Source organism: Streptomyces xanthophaeus, assembly GCF_000725805.1.
GTDB classification, from domain to species: Bacteria; Actinomycetota; Actinomycetes; order Streptomycetales; family Streptomycetaceae; genus Streptomyces; species Streptomyces xanthophaeus.
Genome location: NZ_JOFT01000047.1, coordinates 12,740 through 31,607 on the forward strand (window position 1 = coordinate 12,740; position 18,868 = coordinate 31,607).

The 18,868-nt window shown below is 66.5% G+C and carries 31 protein-coding genes; all 31 read left to right on the top strand.

What is annotated here, in order from left to right:
• Positions 1–187: 187 nt before the first annotated feature.
• The 31 genes from IO30_RS0125600 (at position 188) to rpsK (ending at position 18,757) form a co-directional block, all read left to right on the top strand.
• Entirely contained in the window at positions 188–574 is a 387-nt protein-coding gene (locus IO30_RS0125600) for a DUF2304 domain-containing protein (RefSeq protein WP_063768223.1), read from the top strand.
• Positions 571–1,401: a glycosyltransferase family 2 protein gene (locus IO30_RS0125605; RefSeq protein ID WP_063768466.1), complete on the top strand. Its 831-nt coding sequence runs from the start codon at positions 571–573 to the stop codon at positions 1,399–1,401. Before IO30_RS0125600 ends, IO30_RS0125605 begins: the two co-directional genes overlap by 4 nt.
• 86 nt (positions 1,402–1,487) lie before the next feature.
• Positions 1,488–3,308: a hypothetical protein gene (locus tag IO30_RS0125610; protein WP_031146572.1), complete on the top strand. Its 1,821-nt coding sequence runs from the start codon at positions 1,488–1,490 to the stop codon at positions 3,306–3,308.
• 477 nt (positions 3,309–3,785) lie between these two features.
• The gene (gene rpsJ, locus IO30_RS0125615) at positions 3,786–4,094 is read left to right on the top strand and encodes a 30S ribosomal protein S10 (protein ID WP_003948644.1); all 309 of its coding nucleotides are present in this window, start codon (positions 3,786–3,788) and stop codon (positions 4,092–4,094) included.
• A gap of 14 nt (positions 4,095–4,108) precedes the next feature.
• Complete coding sequence (gene rplC, locus IO30_RS0125620; protein WP_007265899.1) at positions 4,109–4,753, top strand: 50S ribosomal protein L3; 645 nt, start codon at positions 4,109–4,111, stop codon at positions 4,751–4,753.
• Positions 4,754–4,757: 4 nt separating this feature from the next.
• On the top strand, positions 4,758–5,408 hold the full coding sequence (gene rplD / locus IO30_RS0125625; protein WP_031146574.1) for a 50S ribosomal protein L4: 651 nt from the start codon (positions 4,758–4,760) through the stop codon (positions 5,406–5,408).
• Positions 5,408–5,731: a 50S ribosomal protein L23 gene (rplW, locus tag IO30_RS0125630; protein WP_030154694.1), complete on the top strand. Its 324-nt coding sequence runs from the start codon at positions 5,408–5,410 to the stop codon at positions 5,729–5,731. Before rplD ends, rplW begins: the two co-directional genes overlap by 1 nt.
• 39 nt (positions 5,732–5,770) lie before the next feature.
• A complete protein-coding gene (gene rplB / locus IO30_RS0125635; RefSeq protein WP_031146577.1) occupies positions 5,771–6,607 on the top strand; it encodes a 50S ribosomal protein L2 in 837 nt (278 codons plus the stop codon).
• 12 nt (positions 6,608–6,619) lie between these two features.
• Complete coding sequence (rpsS, locus tag IO30_RS0125640) at positions 6,620–6,901, top strand: 30S ribosomal protein S19 (protein ID WP_008739713.1); 282 nt, start codon at positions 6,620–6,622, stop codon at positions 6,899–6,901.
• Positions 6,902–6,944: 43 nt separating this feature from the next.
• Positions 6,945–7,292, top strand: coding sequence for a 50S ribosomal protein L22 (gene rplV, locus IO30_RS0125645; RefSeq protein WP_007265904.1), 348 nt, complete (start codon positions 6,945–6,947; stop codon positions 7,290–7,292).
• Positions 7,292–8,134: a 30S ribosomal protein S3 gene (rpsC, locus tag IO30_RS0125650; RefSeq protein ID WP_008739710.1), complete on the top strand. Its 843-nt coding sequence runs from the start codon at positions 7,292–7,294 to the stop codon at positions 8,132–8,134. Before rplV ends, rpsC begins: the two co-directional genes overlap by 1 nt.
• 5 nt (positions 8,135–8,139) lie before the next feature.
• Positions 8,140–8,559, top strand: a complete 420-nt coding sequence (rplP, locus tag IO30_RS0125655) for a 50S ribosomal protein L16 (protein WP_008739704.1) — start codon at positions 8,140–8,142, stop codon at positions 8,557–8,559.
• Entirely contained in the window at positions 8,559–8,783 is a 225-nt protein-coding gene (gene rpmC / locus IO30_RS0125660) for a 50S ribosomal protein L29 (protein ID WP_008739703.1), read from the top strand. The genes rplP and rpmC overlap by 1 nt, the downstream gene beginning before the upstream one ends.
• The gene (gene rpsQ / locus IO30_RS0125665) at positions 8,783–9,064 is read left to right on the top strand and encodes a 30S ribosomal protein S17 (RefSeq protein WP_030008467.1); all 282 of its coding nucleotides are present in this window, start codon (positions 8,783–8,785) and stop codon (positions 9,062–9,064) included. The genes rpmC and rpsQ overlap by 1 nt, the downstream gene beginning before the upstream one ends.
• A gap of 105 nt (positions 9,065–9,169) precedes the next feature.
• Entirely contained in the window at positions 9,170–9,538 is a 369-nt protein-coding gene (rplN, locus tag IO30_RS0125670) for a 50S ribosomal protein L14 (protein ID WP_008739701.1), read from the top strand.
• Between the two features lie 2 nt (positions 9,539–9,540).
• Positions 9,541–9,864 carry a 50S ribosomal protein L24 gene (rplX, locus tag IO30_RS0125675; RefSeq protein ID WP_031146581.1) on the top strand — a complete coding sequence of 108 codons (324 nt, stop codon included), beginning with the start codon at positions 9,541–9,543 and terminating at the stop codon, positions 9,862–9,864.
• On the top strand, positions 9,864–10,415 hold the full coding sequence (rplE, locus tag IO30_RS0125680; RefSeq protein WP_030008469.1) for a 50S ribosomal protein L5: 552 nt from the start codon (positions 9,864–9,866) through the stop codon (positions 10,413–10,415). Before rplX ends, rplE begins: the two co-directional genes overlap by 1 nt.
• Before the next feature lie 5 nt (positions 10,416–10,420).
• Complete coding sequence (locus IO30_RS0125685; protein ID WP_003956452.1) at positions 10,421–10,606, top strand: type Z 30S ribosomal protein S14; 186 nt, start codon at positions 10,421–10,423, stop codon at positions 10,604–10,606.
• Positions 10,607–10,829: 223 nt separating this feature from the next.
• Complete coding sequence (gene rpsH, locus IO30_RS0125690) at positions 10,830–11,228, top strand: 30S ribosomal protein S8 (protein ID WP_007265911.1); 399 nt, start codon at positions 10,830–10,832, stop codon at positions 11,226–11,228.
• A 20-nt stretch (positions 11,229–11,248) separates the two neighbouring features.
• Positions 11,249–11,788 carry a 50S ribosomal protein L6 gene (gene rplF, locus IO30_RS0125695; protein WP_031146584.1) on the top strand — a complete coding sequence of 180 codons (540 nt, stop codon included), beginning with the start codon at positions 11,249–11,251 and terminating at the stop codon, positions 11,786–11,788.
• Positions 11,789–11,790: 2 nt separating this feature from the next.
• The gene (gene rplR, locus IO30_RS0125700) at positions 11,791–12,174 is read left to right on the top strand and encodes a 50S ribosomal protein L18 (protein WP_008739696.1); all 384 of its coding nucleotides are present in this window, start codon (positions 11,791–11,793) and stop codon (positions 12,172–12,174) included.
• A 45-nt stretch (positions 12,175–12,219) separates the two neighbouring features.
• Entirely contained in the window at positions 12,220–12,825 is a 606-nt protein-coding gene (gene rpsE / locus IO30_RS0125705; RefSeq protein ID WP_030298218.1) for a 30S ribosomal protein S5, read from the top strand.
• The gene (rpmD, locus tag IO30_RS0125710; RefSeq protein WP_005313525.1) at positions 12,825–13,007 is read left to right on the top strand and encodes a 50S ribosomal protein L30; all 183 of its coding nucleotides are present in this window, start codon (positions 12,825–12,827) and stop codon (positions 13,005–13,007) included. The genes rpsE and rpmD overlap by 1 nt, the downstream gene beginning before the upstream one ends.
• Before the next feature lies 1 nt (position 13,008).
• A complete protein-coding gene (gene rplO / locus IO30_RS0125715) occupies positions 13,009–13,464 on the top strand; it encodes a 50S ribosomal protein L15 (RefSeq protein ID WP_008739693.1) in 456 nt (151 codons plus the stop codon).
• Between the two features lie 808 nt (positions 13,465–14,272).
• Positions 14,273–15,589, top strand: a complete 1,317-nt coding sequence (secY, locus tag IO30_RS0125720; RefSeq protein WP_031146587.1) for a preprotein translocase subunit SecY — start codon at positions 14,273–14,275, stop codon at positions 15,587–15,589.
• A complete protein-coding gene (locus tag IO30_RS0125725) occupies positions 15,589–16,236 on the top strand; it encodes an adenylate kinase (protein ID WP_031146590.1) in 648 nt (215 codons plus the stop codon). The genes secY and IO30_RS0125725 overlap by 1 nt, the downstream gene beginning before the upstream one ends.
• 96 nt (positions 16,237–16,332) lie before the next feature.
• Entirely contained in the window at positions 16,333–17,169 is an 837-nt protein-coding gene (gene map / locus IO30_RS0125730; RefSeq protein WP_031146592.1) for a type I methionyl aminopeptidase, read from the top strand.
• Positions 17,170–17,307: 138 nt separating this feature from the next.
• Complete coding sequence (infA, locus tag IO30_RS0125735; protein WP_003956442.1) at positions 17,308–17,529, top strand: translation initiation factor IF-1; 222 nt, start codon at positions 17,308–17,310, stop codon at positions 17,527–17,529.
• A gap of 74 nt (positions 17,530–17,603) precedes the next feature.
• Entirely contained in the window at positions 17,604–17,717 is a 114-nt protein-coding gene (gene rpmJ / locus IO30_RS0125740) for a 50S ribosomal protein L36 (protein WP_003956441.1), read from the top strand.
• Positions 17,718–17,917: 200 nt separating this feature from the next.
• A complete protein-coding gene (gene rpsM / locus IO30_RS0125745) occupies positions 17,918–18,298 on the top strand; it encodes a 30S ribosomal protein S13 (RefSeq protein WP_031146594.1) in 381 nt (126 codons plus the stop codon).
• A gap of 54 nt (positions 18,299–18,352) precedes the next feature.
• Complete coding sequence (gene rpsK, locus IO30_RS0125750; RefSeq protein ID WP_003956432.1) at positions 18,353–18,757, top strand: 30S ribosomal protein S11; 405 nt, start codon at positions 18,353–18,355, stop codon at positions 18,755–18,757.
• Positions 18,758–18,868: the final 111 nt, after the last annotated feature.

The window sequence follows — 18,868 nt, forward strand, 5'->3', positions numbered from 1 at the left end:
GACCTGCTGAGACGCCTTCCGGGAACCCGGGACGACCGGCCCGGCCGCCTTGACGGGAACGTCATCGGACGGTGCCCGGGCCGCATCCTCCACCGGACCGTCGCCGTCATCCGGTGCCATATGCTTGTCCCACAAAGACTTTGGCCCCTTCGCGCGAAAGGCGCCGCCCGCTGTGCGACTCTCCGTCATGACCTCCATCTCCGGTCTTCTGGTGCTGGGGTACATCCTCGAGCTGCTGCGCCGTCAGCAATTGCGGGAGAAGTACGCCGCGATATGGCTCGGCATCGGGCTGCTGGTCGCACCGATCGGGTTCGTCCCCGACCTGCTGGACCCGGTCGCCAAGGCCCTCGGCGTGGCCTCCGGTGCGAGCCTCGTGCTGTTCAGCGGCTTCGTCCTGGTCCTGCTGGTCAGCCTGCACCTGAGCTGGGAGACCAGCCGCCTGGAGGCGGAGACCCGCACCCTCGCGGAGGACGTCGCGCTGATCCGCGCGCATCTCGTCCAGCAGGGCGGTTACCCCAGCACGTCGCCGCGCACGGAGGACTCCGGCGCCACCGAGGCACAGGTGAACTCGTGAACGACGGTCGTCGCGTTCTGATCATTCTTCCCGCCTGGAACGAGGAGGAGGGCCTGCCCTCCGTCCTGGGCGAGATCCAGAAGCAACTGCCCTACGTCGACACCCTCGTGGTCGACGACGGCTCGGCGGACAACACCGCCGAAGTGGCCCGCGCGGCCGGCTCCGCCGTCGCCCAGCTGCCGTTCAACCTCGGGGTCGGCGGCGCGATGCGCCTCGGCTACCGCTACGCGCAGCAGCACGGCTACGACGTCGCGATCCAGGTGGACGCCGACGGTCAGCACGACCCGGCGTACGTCCCGGCACTGCTGGAGCGGCTCGCCGTCGGCGACGCCGACCTCGTCATAGGCGCCCGGTTCGCCGGCGACGGCGACTACCAGGTGGGCGGCCCGCGCAAGTGGGCCATGAAGCTGCTGTCCGTGGTGCTCTCGCGGATCACCCGCACCAAGCTCACCGACACCACCTCGGGCTTCCGGGCCTGCAACCGTCCGCTCATAGAGTTCTTCGCCCGCTGGTACCCGGTGGAGTACCTGGGCGACACCATCGAGTCCATGGTGGGCGCGGCCCGCTCCGGCTACACCGTGCGCCAGATCCCCGTCGCCATGCGGGAGCGCACCACCGGCCGTCCGAGCGCCTCGCCGTTCCGGGCGATGGTCTACCTCACCCGCGCCGGCCTGGTGCTGCTGCTCGCGATGATCCGCCGCATGCCCAAGGAGCTCAAGGCGTTCACGCCCGGCTCGCCCGCGTACGTCGCGCACCAGCAGCGCACCGCCGCGCTGATCGCCCAGGGCCAGGGCCAGGGCCAGGGCCAGGAGCTGAGCAAGGCCTAGTCCCCGCGCGGAGGTCCTGCACCGGTGCTCCGCTGTCCGACGGACCCGACGGACCCCTCCCGGGAGTGTGACCTGCAGTGACGAGGATGTCCGCCGTTCCCGACGCGTCCGCCACGGACACGGAGACCGGCCGCAGCGCGGGGGACACCCCCGCGGACGGCCGTACCCCGGCGCGGTGGTGGCGGGCCGCGTGGGCCGTGCCGTCGGCGCTGGCCGTGGGCTACGTGCTCAACGTGCTGCTGCGGCTCTCGCTGGTCACCAAGCAGGACTATCCGACGGTCAGCCCGGACGAGCAGATGTACCTGGTGATGGCCAGGATCATGGCCGGCCTGCCGACCACCGAGATCCCCCGCAACCAGGTCATCCCCGGCGGCTACTCGCTGCTGATCTCGCCCGCCCTGCGCCTCACGCAGGACCCCGTGCACGCCTACCACCTGATCATGGGCATCAACGCCCTGATCAGCTGCTCGCTGCTGCTGGTGGCGTACTGGGCGATGCGCCGCCTGGACGTCTCGCGGCCCGTCTCGTACGTCGTCGCCACCGCCGCGGTGCTGGCGCCCCCTGTGGTCTTCTACTCGCAGTTCGCTATGGCCGACACCCCGCTGCCGGTCCTGGTGCTGCTGTGGCTGATCGGCCTGCACGGCCTCCTCTCCGAGGGCACCCGGCGGAGCCGGATCAGGTTCGGCGTGCTGGCGGCCTTCGCGGCCGGCTACTGCCTGCTCACGCACGACCGCGGGGGCGTCATCATCGCGCTGACCGGCCTGGTCCTGCTGGTGACGCTGGCCCTGAACTGGGCGCCCCGGATCGCGTCCCTGCTGGCGCTGGGCACGCTCGCGCTGATGTTCGCCGTCAAGCAGCTGATGACCGCCTGGCTGATCTCGCGGATCGACGGTGCCAGGCCGAGCGACGTCGGCAACGCCGTCTTCCAGACGCTGCTGGACACCGGCCTGATGCGCCGCACCCTCATGCGGGTCACCGGCCACCTCTGGTACTTCATGACCAGCACGTGGGGCCTCGGCGCGCTGGCCCTGGTGGTCTGCGTGTACGCCGTGTTCAGCGCGCGCATGCGCCGGGCCGACCGCGTGGTGGCCTTCGTGATGGTCGCGCTGCTGGGCGGCATCGCCCTCGCGGCGGCCGCGGGCCTGCCCAACGACCACCGGATCGACACCATCGTCTACGCCCGCTACCTGTCGCTGCTGGTCCCGGCGTACCTGCTGGTCGCCGCGGCGACGCTGTACCGCGTGCGCAGCCTCGGGAAGCTCGTCGCGCTCGGTGCGGCGGCCGCGGGAGTGACGCTGGCCCTCACGGCGGTGCTGCTGCACATGGCCGCCGAGCAGTTCGGCGTCTCCTGGTTCATCATCTGGGGCCTGCCGGACGCGACCTTCCTCTCCAGCCTCTGGGCCGAGGACTGGGGCAGCTTCCACGCGGCGCGCACCACGGCCGTGGCGCTGATCGTGCTCGCAGCCGTGCTGGTGGTGCGGCTGCTCGGGGTCGGCCGCCGGGCCGCGCTGGCCACGGGCGCCGTCGGGGTCGCGCTGGCGCTCTTCGGCGCCTGGGGGACCGTGGTCATCACGGACCACGTCACCAAGCCCTTCGCCCAGGCGCGCCACGGCGAAGCGACCGGCTTCATCGAGGCCGCGGGCATCCGCCCCGGGGACCGGCTGGTGATGGACGCCGACTTCAGCTGGAAGATCCGGGCGGCGATGTCCTACGCGGTGCTCGACGGCCGCGTCTGGAGCCGCGAGCTGGTCGGGGGCCAGACCCCGCCGGCCGGGGCCACCGTCGCCCTGCTGGCCCTTCCGGACCGCGAGGCCCCGGCCACCGACAGCTGGCGCAACGCCCCGGCGGGCTGGCACGTCGACCGGGACGTCCGCGACCAGCAGTACGTGATCTGGCGCCGGGGCTGAGCGCTCCACCGGTGGCCGGGCCCCGAGGGGCCCGCCACGGGGACGGCGAGGTTTGACGTGATCGCTGCGCCGGGTATTCTCTTCGGCCCGATTGGCGCAGTACGTGTCTTGTATGGCAGACTACTCAAGTTGCTCGGTTGAGTGCCGATGCTGCGCGCCTCCCGCCGGGAGGACCGGAAGCGAGTCCCACAGTACTCGTCGCCTTTATCTGTCCCTCGGGGCAGCAATGGGGCGGACGTACGGGAATCTTCCGGGAAGTGTCAGCAAGGTGCCGGCCAGGCGCTCGGTGGGTGTTTCTCCCCCGAACCGCGGTCTTGGGACCGCACCCCCTTGGCAGGGAATTTCCGTATGGAGATTTCTTTGGAGGGAGTGCGACACGCCCGACCGCGTGGGTCGGAGGAGAGGCCGCGGAGATCACTTCGCAGCCGATCGAGAGCCAGAGCGTTTCCACACGAGACAAAGGACTACGAAGTAGCCATGGCGGGACAGAAGATCCGCATCCGGCTCAAGGCCTACGACCACGAGGTCATCGACTCCTCGGCGAAGAAGATCGTCGAGACGGTGACCCGCACTGGTGCGTCGGTCGCAGGCCCGGTGCCGCTGCCCACTGAGAAGAACGTGTACTGCGTCATCAAGTCGCCGCACAAGTACAAGGACTCGCGCGAGCACTTCGAGATGCGCACGCACAAGCGCCTGATCGACATCCTCGACCCGACGCCCAAGACCGTTGACTCGCTGATGCGCCTGGACCTTCCGGCCGGCGTTGACATCGAGATCAAGCTCTGAGAGGCGTCGAGAAGATGGCAAAGCAGATCAAGGGCGTCCTGGGCGAGAAGCTCGGCATGACCCAGGTCTGGGACGAGAACAACCGTGTCGTCCCGGTCACCGTGGTCAAGGCCGGACCCTGCGTCGTTACCCAGGTCCGTACGAACGACATCGACGGCTACGAGTCGGTCCAGATCGCCTTCGGCGAGATCGACCCGCGCAAGGTGAACAAGCCCCTCAAGGGTCACTTCGCCAAGGCCGACGTCACCCCCCGCCGCCACCTGGTGGAGCTCCGCACCTCCGACGCCAGCGAGTACACGCTCGGCCAGGAGATCACTGCTGAGGTGTTCGAGTCCGGCGTCAAGGTTGACGTCACGGGCAACAGCAAGGGCAAGGGCTTCGCCGGTGTCATGAAGCGGCACAACTTCCGGGGCCTCGGCGCCGGTCACGGTGTGCAGCGCAAGCACCGCTCCCCCGGTTCGATCGGTGGCTGCGCCACCCCTGGGCGTGTCTTCAAGGGCATGCGCATGGCCGGTCGCATGGGCAACGAGCGCGTCACCACCCAGAACCTGACCATCCACGCGGTTGACGCGGAGAAGGGTCTGCTCCTCATCAAGGGCGCAGTCCCCGGTCCGAACGGCGGCCTCGTCCTGGTCCGTACCGCGGCCAAGGGGGCTTGAGGTAATGAGCACCATTGACATCCTTTCGCCGGCAGGCGACAAGGCCGGTACCGTCGAGCTCCCCGCGGAGATCTTCGACGCGAAGACCAGCGTTCCGCTGATCCACCAGGTCGTTGTCGCTCAGCTGGCTGCTGCCCGTCAGGGCACGCACAAGACCAAGCGTCGTGGCGAAGTCCGTGGTGGTGGCCGCAAGCCGTACCGCCAGAAGGGCACCGGCCGCGCGCGCCAGGGTTCGACCCGTGCGCCGCAGTTCGTCGGCGGTGGCGTCGTCCACGGCCCGCAGCCGCGTGACTACTCGCAGCGGACCCCCAAGAAGATGAAGGCTGCCGCCCTCCGCGGTGCCCTCTCGGACCGTGCGCGTCACTCCCGCATCCACGTCGTCACCGGCGTGGTCGAGGGTGCCGCCTCCACGAAGGCCGCCAAGACGCTGTTCGGCAAGATCTCGGAGCGCAAGAACCTGCTCCTGGTCGTCGACCGCGCCGACGAGGCCGCGTGGCTGTCCGCCCGCAACCTGCCCCAGGTTCACATCCTGGAGCCGGGCCAGCTGAACACGTACGACGTGATCGTCTCTGACGACGTGGTCTTCACTCAGGCCGCTTTCGAGTCCTTCGTGTCTGGCCCCAAGGCCGATGAGACCGAAGGGAGCGACGCCTGATGTCTGAGGCGACCGTTACCAGCAAGACCTTCACTGACCCGCGCGACCTGCTGATCAAGCCGGTTGTCTCGGAGAAGAGCTACGCGCTGCTGGACGAGAACAAGTACACGTTCATCGTCGCGCCCGGCTCCAACAAGACTCAGATCAAGCAGGCCGTGGAAGCGGTCTTCGGGGTCAAGGTCACCGGGGTCAACACGATCAACCGTCAGGGTAAGCGCAAGCGCACCAAGACCGGTTTCGGCAAGCGCGCTGACACCAAGCGCGCCATCGTGACCCTCGCTGAGGGCGACCGAATCGACATCTTCGGCGGCCAGGCCTCCTAACGGAGGTCTAGTCGTCCGGAATCGGACGAGGACTGAGAAATGGGTATCCGCAAGTACAAGCCGACGACCCCGGGCCGTCGTGGCTCCAGCGTCGCCGACTTTGTCGAGATCACGCGGTCCACGCCGGAGAAGTCGCTGGTTCGCCCGCTGCACAGCAAGGGCGGCCGTAACAACACCGGTCGGATCACCGTTCGCCACCAGGGTGGTGGACACAAGCGCGCCTACCGCGTGATCGACTTCCGTCGTCACGACAAGGACGGCGTGCCGGCCAAGGTCGCGCACATCGAGTACGACCCCAACCGCACCGCGCGCATCGCGCTCCTGCACTACGCCGACGGCGAGAAGCGCTACATCATCGCGCCGAAGAGCCTGAAGCAGGGCGACCGGATTGAGAACGGCCCCACGGCCGACATCAAGCCCGGTAACAACCTCGCGCTCCGCAACATCCCGGTCGGTACCACGATCCACGCGATCGAGCTCCGTCCCGGTGGCGGCGCGAAGTTCGCCCGCTCCGCTGGTGCCTCCGTGCAGCTGCTCGCGAAGGAGGGCGTCATGGCCCACCTCCGCATGCCGTCCGGCGAGATCCGTCTCGTCGACGCGCGCTGCCGCGCCACGGTCGGCGAGGTCGGCAACGCCGAGCAGTCGAACATCAACTGGGGCAAGGCCGGCCGCATGCGCTGGAAGGGCGTTCGCCCGTCCGTCCGCGGTGTCGCGATGAACCCGGTTGACCACCCGCACGGTGGTGGTGAGGGCAAGACCAGTGGTGGTCGCCACCCGGTCTCCCCGTGGGGTCAGAAGGAGGGTCGTACTCGCTCGCCGAAGAAGGCTTCGAGCAAGTACATCGTCCGCCGCCGCAAGACGAACAAGAAGCGCTAGGAGCGGGTTTAGATGCCGCGCAGTCTCAAGAAGGGGCCCTTCGTCGACGACCACCTCGTAAAGAAGGTGGACGTCCAGAACGAAGCCGGCACCAAGAACGTCATCAAGACCTGGTCCCGTCGCTCGATGATCATCCCCAGCATGCTGGGTCACACCATCGCGGTGCACAACGGCAAGACCCACGTCCCGGTGTTCGTCACCGAGTCGATGGTCGGCCACAAGCTCGGCGAGTTCTCGCCGACTCGCACCTTCCGCGGCCACGTCAAGGACGACCGGAAGTCGAAGCGCCGCTAAAGGCGGGGTGGTTACGACTATGACTTACACCGAAGGGACAACCATGGAAGCCAGGGCCCAGGCGCGGTACATCCGCGTCACGCCCATGAAGGCCCGCCGAGTGGTGGACCTTATCCGTGGCATGGATGCCACGGAGGCTCAGGCGGTCCTGCGTTTCGCCCCGCAGGCCGCGAGCGTGCCGGTCGGCAAGGTGCTTGACAGCGCCATTGCCAACGCCGCACACAACTACAACCACCCGGACGCCTCCACGCTGGTCATCAGCGAGGCGTACGTGGACGAGGGCCCGACCCTGAAGCGGTTCCGTCCGCGTGCGCAGGGCCGTGCCTACCGGATCCGCAAGCGGACCAGCCACATCACCGTGGTCGTCAGCAGCAAGGAAGGTTCCCGGTAATGGGCCAGAAGGTAAACCCGCACGGGTTCCGGCTCGGCATCACCACCGACTTCAAGTCGCGTTGGTACGCCGACAAGCTGTACAAGGACTACGTCAAGGAAGACGTCGCCATCCGCAGGATGATGACGTCCGGCATGGAGCGCGCCGGCATCTCGAAGGTTGAGATCGAGCGCACCCGTGACCGCGTGCGTGTGGACATCCACACCGCTCGTCCGGGCATCGTCATCGGCCGCCGTGGCGCCGAGGCCGACCGCATCCGCGGTGACCTCGAGAAGCTCACGGGCAAGCAGGTCCAGCTGAACATCCTCGAGGTCAAGAACCCCGAGCTCGACGCTCAGCTGGTTGCCCAGGCCGTTGCCGAGCAGCTCTCCTCCCGCGTCTCCTTCCGTCGCGCCATGCGTAAGAGCATGCAGGGCACGATGAAGGCCGGCGCCAAGGGCATCAAGATCCAGTGTGGCGGCCGTCTCGGCGGCGCCGAGATGTCCCGCTCCGAGTTCTACCGCGAGGGTCGTGTGCCGCTGCACACGCTGCGCGCGAACGTGGACTACGGCTTCTTCGAGGCCAAGACCACCTTCGGCCGTATCGGTGTGAAGGTCTGGATCTACAAGGGCGACGTCAAGAACATCGCCGAGGTTCGCGCCGAGAACGCTGCGGCCCGTGCGGGTAACCGCCCGGCCCGTGGCGCGCAGGGCGCTGGCGACCGTCCCGCAGGCCGTGGTGGCCGTGGTGGCGAGCGCGGCGGCCGTGGTGGCCGCAAGCCGCAGCAGGCTGCTGGTGCCGAGGCCCCCAAGGCCGACGCTCCCGCCGCCGCTCCGGCCGAGAGCACCGGAACGGAGGCCTGACCGACATGCTGATCCCTCGTAGGGTCAAGCACCGCAAGCAGCACCACCCCAAGCGCAGTGGTATGGCGAAGGGCGGTACTGAGGTCACGTTCGGCGAGTACGGCATCCAGGCGCTGACCCCGGCTTACGTGACGAACCGCCAGATCGAGGCGGCTCGTATTGCGATGACCCGCCACATCAAGCGTGGCGGCAAGGTCTGGATCAACATCTACCCGGACCGCCCGCTGACGAAGAAGCCGGCCGAAACCCGCATGGGTTCCGGTAAGGGTTCTCCCGAGTGGTGGATCGCCAACGTGCACCCGGGTCGGGTCATGTTCGAGCTGTCCTACCCGAACGAGAAGATTGCTCGTGAGGCGCTCACCCGCGCTGCTCACAAGCTTCCGATGAAGTGCCGGATTGTTCGGCGCGAGGCAGGTGAGTCGTGATGGCGACGGGAACCAAGGCGTCCGAGCTGCGTGAGCTCGGCAACGAGGAGCTCGTTGGCAAGCTGCGCGAGGCCAAGGAGGAGCTGTTCAAGCTCCGCTTCCAGGCGGCCACGGGTCAGCTGGAGAACAACGGCCGGCTCAAGTCCGTCCGTAAGGACATCGCTCGCATCTACACCCTGATGCACGAGCGTGAGCTCGGTATCGAGACGGTGGAGAGCGCCTGATGAGCGAGAACAACGTGACTGAGAAGACCGAGCGCGGTTTCCGCAAGACCCGTGAGGGTCTCGTCGTCAGCGACAAGATGGACAAGACCGTCGTCGTCGCCGTCGAGGACCGCGTGAAGCACGCCCTGTACGGCAAGGTCATCCGCCGTACGAACAAGCTCAAGGCTCACGACGAGCAGAACGCTGCCGGCGTCGGCGACCGCGTCCTCATCATGGAGACGCGTCCGCTGTCGGCGAGCAAGCGCTGGCGCATCGTCGAGATCCTCGAGAAGGCCAAGTAAGCACCTGAGGGGTTTCCCTTAGGTTCGTTCCGCCAGGCTCGGTGGGGGCCCAGCTCCTCGGAGTGAAGCCCCCGCCGGGAACCGGCAGACAAACAGGAGATACACGTGATCCAGCAGGAGTCGCGACTGCGTATCGCCGACAACACTGGTGCCAAGGAAATCCTTTGCATCCGTGTTCTCGGTGGTTCCGGTCGCCGCTACGCGGGCATCGGTGACGTCATCGTCGCCACCGTCAAGGACGCGATCCCCGGTGGCAACGTGAAGAAGGGTGACGTCGTCAAGGCGGTCATCGTTCGCACCGTCAAGGAGCGTCGCCGCCAGGACGGCTCGTACATCCGCTTTGACGAGAACGCCGCCGTCATTCTGAAGAACGACGGCGACCCTCGCGGCACCCGTATCTTCGGCCCGGTGGGCCGTGAGCTGCGCGAGAAGAAGTTCATGAAGATCATCTCGCTCGCGCCGGAGGTGCTGTAAGCATGAAGATCAAGAAGGGCGACCTGGTTCAGGTCATCACCGGTAAGGACAAGGGCAAGCAGGGCAAGGTCATCGTCGCCTTCCCCGCTGACAACCGCGTCCTCGTCGAGGGTGTCAACCGGGTCAAGAAGCACACCAAGGCCGGCCAGACCGCTGGTGGCTCGCAGACCGGTGGCATCGTGATCACCGAGGCGCCGATCCACGTCAGCAACGTTCAGCTGGTTGTGGAGAAGGACGGCCAGAAGGTCGTTACCCGCGTCGGTTTCCGCTTCGACGACGAGGGCAACAAGATCCGCGTTGCCAAGCGGACGGGTGAGGACATCTGATGGCTACCACTCCGCGTCTCAAGACGAAGTACCGCGAGGACATCGCGGGCAAGCTGCGTGAGGAGTTCTCCTACGAGAACGTCATGCAGATCCCCGGCCTCGTGAAGATCGTGGTCAACATGGGTGTGGGCGACGCCGCCCGCGACTCCAAGCTGATCGACGGCGCCATCAAGGACCTGACGACGATCACCGGTCAGAAGCCGGCCGTCACGAAGGCCCGCAAGTCCATCGCGCAGTTCAAGCTGCGCGAGGGTCAGCCGATCGGCTGCCACGTCACCCTCCGTGGTGACCGCATGTGGGAGTTCCTGGACCGTACGCTGTCGCTCGCGCTTCCGCGTATCCGTGACTTCCGTGGTCTGTCGCCGAAGCAGTTCGACGGCCGTGGCAACTACACCTTCGGTCTCACGGAGCAGGTCATGTTCCACGAGATCGACCAGGACAAGATCGACCGTACCCGGGGTATGGACATCACCGTGGTCACCACGGCGACCAACGACGCTGAGGGCCGCGCGCTCCTTCGTCACCTCGGCTTCCCCTTCAAGGAGGCGTAAGCGAGATGGCGAAGAAGGCTCTCATCGCGAAGGCTGCCCGCAAGCCCAAGTTCGGTGTGCGTGCGTACACCCGCTGCCAGCGCTGCGGTCGTCCCCACTCCGTGTACCGCAAGTTCGGCCTGTGCCGCGTGTGCCTTCGTGAGATGGCTCACCGTGGCGAGCTGCCGGGCGTGACCAAGAGCTCCTGGTAAATCTCCCTCGTCCGCAAGGACTTGGGGAGTACCAGGCACTCTCGGTAAGCATCTGGACGGTGGGTGCCCGGCCGCGCATGCCTTAGGCTTGTGTGGTTGGGCGTCCGCCGCCCATAACGACTTACTACGCCGTAGGTCCCCGCACCGCACCCGTCCCGCCACTGAGTGGGGAGAGGGATGGCGCATACAGGAAACCCCGGCGAGAGAGGCCGAAGGCCACTTCATGACCATGACTGACCCGATCGCAGACATGCTCACGCGTCTGCGTAACGCTAACTCGGCGTACCACGACACCGTCGTGATGCCGCACAGCAAGATCAAGTCGCACATCGCAGAGATCCTCAAGCAGGAGGGTTTCATCACCGGCTGGAAGGTCGAGGACGCCGAGGTCGGCAAGAACCTCGTCCTCGAGCTGAAGTTCGGGCCGAACCGCGAGCGCTCCATTGCGGGCATCAAGCGGATCTCGAAGCCCGGTCTGCGCGTGTACGCGAAGTCCACCAACCTGCCGAAGGTGCTCGGCGGCCTGGGCGTGGCGATCATCTCCACGTCCCACGGTCTCCTCACCGGCCAGCAGGCAGGCAAGAAGGGCGTAGGTGGGGAAGTCCTCGCCTACGTCTGGTAGTCGGGAACGGAGGAAAAGCAATGTCGCGAATCGGCAAGCTCCCCATCCAGGTTCCCGCCGGTGTGGACGTCACCATCGATGGCACCACGGTCGCCGTGAAGGGCCCCAAGGGTTCCCTCTCGCACACCGTCAAGGCGCCCATCGCAGTCGAGAAGGGTGAGGACGGCGTTCTGAACGTCACCCGCCCCAACGACGAGCGTCAGAACAAGGCCCTGCACGGCCTGTCCCGCACGCTGGTGGCGAACATGATCACCGGTGTGACCACGGGATACGTCAAGGCTCTCGAGATCAGCGGTGTCGGTTACCGCGTGGCCGCGAAGGGCTCCAACCTGGAGTTCCAGCTCGGCTACAGCCACCCGATCCTGGTGGAGGCGCCCGAGGGCATCTCCTTCAAGGTCGAGTCGCCGACCAAGTTCTCGGTCGAGGGCATCGACAAGCAGAAGGTCGGCGAGGTCGCCGCCAACATCCGCAAGCTGCGGAAGCCCGACCCGTACAAGGCCAAGGGTGTCAAGTACGCCGGCGAAGTCATCCGCCGCAAGGTCGGAAAGGCTGGTAAGTAGCCATGGCATACGGTGTGAAGATCGCCAAGGGCGACGCGTACAAGCGCGCTGCCAAGGCTCGCCGCCACATCCGCATTCGCAAGAACGTGTCGGGTACGGCGGAGCGTCCGCGCCTCGTCGTGACGCGTTCGAACCGCAACATCGTTGCTCAGGTCATCGACGACCTCCAGGGTCACACCCTGGCGTCCGCGTCGACCCTGGACACCTCGATCCGCGGTGGCGAAGGCGACAAGAGCGCCCAGGCCCAGGCCGTCGGCGCGCTCGTCGCCGAGCGTGCCAAGGCTGCGGGTGTCGAGACCGTCGTGTTCGACCGCGGTGGCAACCGATACGCCGGGCGCATTGCCGCTCTGGCTGACGCCGCCCGCGAAGCCGGGCTGAAGTTCTAAGCCCCGGTTCCGGGACTCACGGACGTAACAGAGAGAGGTAATCCAATGGCTGGACCCCAGCGCCGCGGAAGCGGTGCCGGTGGCGGCGAGCGGCGGGACCGGAAGGGTCGCGACGGTGGCCCTGCCGCCGAGAAGACCGCTTACGTTGAGCGCGTTGTCGCGATCAACCGCGTCGCCAAGGTTGTCAAGGGTGGTCGCCGCTTCAGCTTCACCGCGCTGGTCGTGGTGGGCGACGGTGACGGCACTGTAGGTGTCGGTTACGGCAAGGCCAAGGAAGTTCCCGCGGCCATCGCCAAGGGTGTCGAGGAAGCCAAGAAGAACTTCTTCAAGGTTCCGCGCATCCAGGGCACGATCCCTCACCCGATCACGGGCGAGCGTGCCGCGGGCGTCGTGCTCCTGAAGCCGGCTTCCCCCGGTACCGGTGTTATCGCCGGTGGCCCGGTGCGCGCCGTTCTGGAGTGCGCCGGCGTTCACGACATCCTGTCGAAGTCGCTCGGCTCGTCGAACGCGATCAACATCGTGCACGCGACCGTGGCAGCGCTCAAGGGCCTGCAGCGTCCCGAGGAGATCGCGGCTCGCCGTGGTCTGCCCCTCGAGGACGTCGCTCCCGCGGCTCTGCTCCGTGCGCGCGCCGGGGCGGGTGCTGCGTAATGGCCCGCCTCAAGATCACGCAGACGAAGTCGTACATCGGTAGCAAGCAGAACCACCGCGACACGCTGCGTTCGCTCGGGCTCAAGCGCCTGAACGACGTGGTCGTCAAGGAGGACCGCCCCGAGTTCCGCGGAATGGTTCACACCGTCCGCCACCTCGTGACGGTTGAGGAGGTTGACTAACATGGCTGAGAACAGCCCGCTGAAGGCCCACAACCTCCGTCCCGCCCCCGGTGCCAAGACCGCGAAGACCCGTGTCGGTCGTGGTGAGGCGTCGAAGGGTAAGACGGCCGGTCGTGGTACGAAGGGCCAGAAGGCCCGTTACCAGATCCCGCAGCGCTTCGAGGGCGGGCAGATGCCCCTCCACATGCGCCTGCCGAAGCTCAAGGGCTTCAAGAACCCGTTCCGCACCGAGTTCCAGGTTGTCAACCTGGACAAGCTCGGCGCTCTCTACCCCGAGGGTGGAGAGGTCACGGTGGCCGACCTGGTCGCCAAGGGCGCGGTTCGCAAGAACAGCCTCGTCAAGGTCCTGGGCCAGGGCGAGCTCTCCGTGGCGCTGCAGGTTTCGGTTGACGCCGTTTCCGCCTCCGCCAAGGAGAAGATCGCTGCTGCCGGCGGCACTGTCACCGAGCTCGTCTAAGACGAGCCTTCGGGCTGACTGAAGACCGGGGATGCCTCACATGTGAGGCATCCCCGGTTTTGTCGTTTCCGGAGTCGGTGACCACCCTTTTGTTTTCCGGGTTCGGTGAATGGAGATGCGGACCGGAAGGTTCTGGGTCCCTTGGTGGCGCCGGAAGCCGCTGGGACGGGGGTGGCGGCGTGCTGCGGGGCGAGGGCGCCGAGCCTGCACCTGTGGTGTAGGAGAAGCCGCGGAGGCCTTGCAGCGTGGCGATGCGCGTCGGGTGAATTCCGGCTTGAAACGACTCTCTTTCACCGGGAATCCGATGCCGGAGGGTAAGACTCCGCCGGATTTCGGCCCCCATCCTGAATTCATTGTCTTTTCCCGGCAGAGCGTGCAGGATTTGGCTGCAGGCGCACACAACGGCAGGACGCGGCACCCAGAGGACTGGGCGAGGCCCACGGGGGGATCGTCCGGCTGGATGCCCTTGAGTCCTTGCCGGCAGACATCCGCACGGGGGTGTGGCGAAGGCCAGGGCTGCGCAGAACTCGTGGTCGTCCGCCGGAGGGCGTCCGGGCCTGTGGACTACGTGGGGCAGGTCTCACCCACCACTGGCACCGGGCAAGCTCCCTCATAAGGGGCATCAGTGGCTGGTCGTTCCTTGAAGGGTGCACTCGCCGGTAAGGTGGCCTGCAGTGTCGTTGTCCAGTTGGGGTTGTCACCCCTGACTAGCAGGGGCACGGGGCACCAACCCCAGACCATTCTCTAATCGTCGATCCATTCAGACCGTCACCTCTGACGCAGTAGCGCGGGGGTCGCAGGAGGCACCGTGCTCACCGCGTTCGCCCGGGCGTTCAAGACGCCCGACCTGCGCAAGAAGCTGCTCTTCACACTCGGCATCATCGTGCTGTTCCGGCTCGGGTCCCACATCCCGGTACCCGGCGTGAGCTACAAGAACGTTCAGATCTGTGTCGACCAGATGGGGAGCGGCAGCAACAGCCTCTTCGGTCTCGTCAACATGTTCAGCGGCGGTGCGCTGCTGCAGATCACGATCTTCGCGCTCGGCATCATGCCGTACATCACGGCGAGCATCATCCTGCAGCTGCTGACCGTGGTCATCCCGAAGCTGGAGACCCTCAAGAAAGAGGGCCAGTCCGGCACGGCGAAGATCACCCAGTACACGCGCTATCTGACGGTCGCCCTTGCGATCCTGCAGGGAACGGGCCTGGTCGCCACCGCGCGGACCGGTGCCCTGTTCGGGTCCTGCACGGTCGCCAGCCAGATCGTCCCGAACCGGTCGATCTTCACCACCGTCGTCATGGTCATCACCATGACCGCCGGTACCTGTGTCGTCATGTGGCTCGGTGAGCTCATCACCGACCGCGGCATCGGCAACGGCATGTCGATCCTGATGTTCATCTCGATCGCCGCCGGCTTCATCGGTGCCCTGTGGGCCATCAAGGAGCAGGGCAAGATCGCCGACGGCTGGGTCGAGTTCGGCGTCGTGATGCTCGTGGGCCTTGCGATGGTCGGTCTGGTGGTCTTCGTCGAGCAGGCGCAGCGCCGGATTCCGGTCCAGTACGCGAAGCGCATGATCGGCCGACGTGCGTACGGCGGCACCTCGACCTACATCCCGCTCAAGGTGAACCAGGCGGGCATCATCCCCGTCATCTTCGCCTCGTCGCTGCTCTACATCCCGGCCCTGGTCGTGCAGTTCAGCGGTTCCACCGCGGGCTGGGCGACCTGGATCAACAGGTACTTCGTCAAGGGCGACCACCCGTACTACATCGCGGTGTACTTCCTCCTGATTGTCTTCTTCGCGTTCTTCTACGTGGCGATTTCCTTCAACCCCGAGGAAGTTGCAGACAACATGAAGAAGTATGGTGGGTTCATCCCGGGCATCCGCGCCGGTCGGCCTACCGCCGAGTACCTGAGCTACGTACTCAACCGGATCACCTGGCCGGGGTCGCTGTACCTGGGTCTCATCGCTCTTGTGCCGACGATGGCGTTGGCGGGCTTCGGGGCGAACCAGAACTTCCCGTTCGGCGGGACGAGCATCCTGATCATCGTGGGTGTGGGTCTGGAAACCGTGAAGCAGATCGAGAGCCAGCTCCAGCAGCGTAATTACGAAGGGTTCCTCCGCTGATGCGTATCGTCCTCGTCGGACCGCCCGGTGCGGGCAAGGGAACGCAGGCCGCGTTCCTTGCCAAGAACCTGTCGATCCCGCACATCTCCACGGGCGACCTGTTCCGGGCCAACATCAGCCAGAACACCGAGCTGGGCCGTCGCGCCAAGGCCTTCATGGATGCCGGCGACCTCGTCCCCGACGAGATCACCATCGGCATGGCCAAGGACCGCATGGAGCAGCCGGACGCCGCGAACGGCTTCCTGCTCGACGGCTTCCCGCGCAACGTGTCCCAGGCCGAGGCCCTCGACGTGATGCTCCAGGAGTCAGGCATGAAGCTCGACGCCGTCCTCGACCTGGAGGTCGAGGAGGACGAGGTCGTCAAGCGCATCGCCGGCCGCCGCGTCTGCCGCAACGAGTCCGCGCACGTCTTCCACGTCGTGTACGCCGCCCCGAAGGCCGAGGGCGTCTGCGACCACTGCGGTGGCGAGCTCTACCAGCGCGGTGACGACTCCGAGGCGACGGTCCGCAACCGCCTCGAGGTCTACCACACGCAGACCGAGCCGATCATCGACTACTACAAGGCCCAGGGCCTGCTGGTGACCATCCCGGCCCTCGGTGAGGTCGCGGACGTCACCAAGCGCGCGATGGACGCCCTCAAGAAGTAGTCAGCCCTTTGCTGTGCAGGTACGGCCGCGGTGTCCCCAGGGCATCGCGGCCGTACTGTTGAGAAGACCCGTTTCGAAGCTGGAAGGCACGGCCACATGGTGCAGATCAAGACCCCCGAGCAGATCGCGAAGATGCGCGAGGCAGGGCTGGTCGTCGCCGCGATCCACGCGGCGACCCGTGAGGCGGCCGTCCCCGGTGCCACGACGCGGGATCTGGACATGGTGGCCCGCAAGGTGATCGCGGACGCCGGGGCCAAGTCGAACTTCCTCGGCTACGGCGGCTTCCCCGCGACCATCTGCACCTCGGTGAACGAGGTCGTCGTCCACGGCATCCCGGACGACAAGACGGTCCTCAAGGACGGCGACGTGATCTCGATCGACGCCGGTGCCATCGTCGACGGCTGGCACGGCGACGCCGCCTACACCGCCTTCGTGGGCTCTGGGCACTCCCCTGAGCTCCTGGAGCTCTCCCGGGTGACCGAGGAGTCCATGTGGGCCGGCATCGCCGCCATGAAGCTCGGCAACCGCCTCGTGGACATCTCCAAGGCGATCGAGGGCTACATCCGCCGCCAGCCGCGTCCGGCGACGGGCAAGTACGGGATCATCGAGGACTACGGCGGCCACGGCATCGGGTCCGAGATGCACATGGACCCGCACCTGCTGAACTACGTCTCGCGCAAGCGGGGCAAGGGGATCAAGCTGGTCCCGGGCGTCTGCCTGGCCATCGAGCCGATGGTCTCCCTGGGCACCGCCCAGACGGAGGTCCTGGCGGACGACTGGACGGTCATCACCACGGACGGCACCTGGTCCTCGCACTGGGAGCACTCCATCGCGCTGACGGAGGCCGGGCCGATCGTGCTGACCAGCCCGGACTGCGGCAAGGCGAAGCTGGCGGAGTACGGGGTCACCACGGCTCCGGACCCCCTCGGTTAATGATCTAGACTCTGGGGCAAACTTTCCGGATTCGTCTTTCGGGATGCCCTGACGTAGACTGACTCGTCGGCTCTGTTGCACCCCCATGCCTGCATGGCGCACGGAGCTGATCAAGGTAGCCGATTCGAAGGGCGAAGCGTGGCCAAGAAGCAAGGTGCCATCGAAATCGAGGGCACCGTGATCGAGTCCCTCCCGAACGCGATGTTCAAGGTGGAACTGCAGAACGGTCACAAGGTCCTCGCGCACATCAGCGGCAAGATGCGCATGCACTACATCCGCATCCTCCCGGATGACCGGGTCGTCGTGGAGCTGTCTCCGTACGACCTGACGCGTGGCCGGATCGTCTACCGATACAAGTAGATCTTGTCCTCACTCCCGCTTGGGCGTCTTGTCCCTGCGCGGGTGGTGGCACTGACCCGGAGAACCTCACCAACATGAAGGTCAAGCCGAGCGTCAAGAAGATCTGCGACAAGTGCAAGGTGATCCGCCGTCACGGTCGGGTCATGGTCATCTGCGACAACCTGCGCCACAAGCAGCGCCAGGGCTGACGCACGCCGACCGACCTGCCTTCCGCAGTTCTTCGCGCGACGTAAGAAAACGTACATACGCAGAACCCGCCCAGCCCTGCAAGGGGCCGGCGGTACCTCCGGCGGGGGCCGGGGACCCGGACGTACCACTCACCCACTCAGGGTGGTCGGCGGTCGGGGTCGGTTCTGCTGAAGACCCCCGAACACACAGGAGCCATTGAATGGCACGCGTTTCCGGTGTTGACATCCCGCGCGAAAAGCGCGTGGAGATCGCACTCACCTACGTCTTCGGTATCGGGCGCACCCGGTCCAAGGAGATCCTCGCCTCCACCGGCGTGAACCCCGACACCCGCGTTCGTGACCTGGCCGAAGAGGACCTGGTCAAGATCCGCGAGTACGTGGACGCCAACCTCCGTACCGAGGGTGACCTCCGCCGCGAGATCCAGGCCGACATCCGTCGCAAGGTCGAGATCCAGTGCTACCAGGGCATCCGCCACCGTCGTGGCCTGCCGGTGCACGGTCAGCGCACCAGCACGAACGCGCGTACCCGCAAGGGCCCGCGTCGCGCGATCGCCGGTAAGAAGAAGCCGGGCAAGAAGTAGTCCTGTTCAGCGGTCTTGCGCTGTAGGACCGACCACCTCCCGTAGGAGATTTAGATGCCCCCCAAGGGTCGTCAGGGCGCTGCCAAGAAGGTGCGCCGCAAGGAAAAGAAGAACGTCGCTCACGGGCACGCCCACATCAAGAGCACGTTCAACAACACCATCGTTTCGATCACGGACCCCTCGGGCAACGTGATCTCCTGGGCCTCCGCCGGCCACGTCGGCTTCAAGGGCTCGCGCAAGTCCACCCCCTTCGCCGCGCAGATGGCCGCTGAGTCGGCCGCCCGCCGCGCGCAGGAGCACGGCATGCGCAAGGTCGACGTCTTCGTCAAGGGTCCGGGCTCCGGCCGCGAGACCGCGATCCGCTCCCTCCAGGCCACTGGCCTCGAGGTCGGTTCGATCCAGGACGTCACCCCCACCCCGCACAACGGCTGCCGTCCGCCGAAGCGCCGCCGCGTCTGACGCAGCGGACGCACCTGTGCGTCTTTGAGTGTCCGGGCGGTACGCACCCCTCTGGGGGGACGTACCGCCCGTACCCTTGCTGTACGTAGTGCCCGTCGGACGTCAAATAGT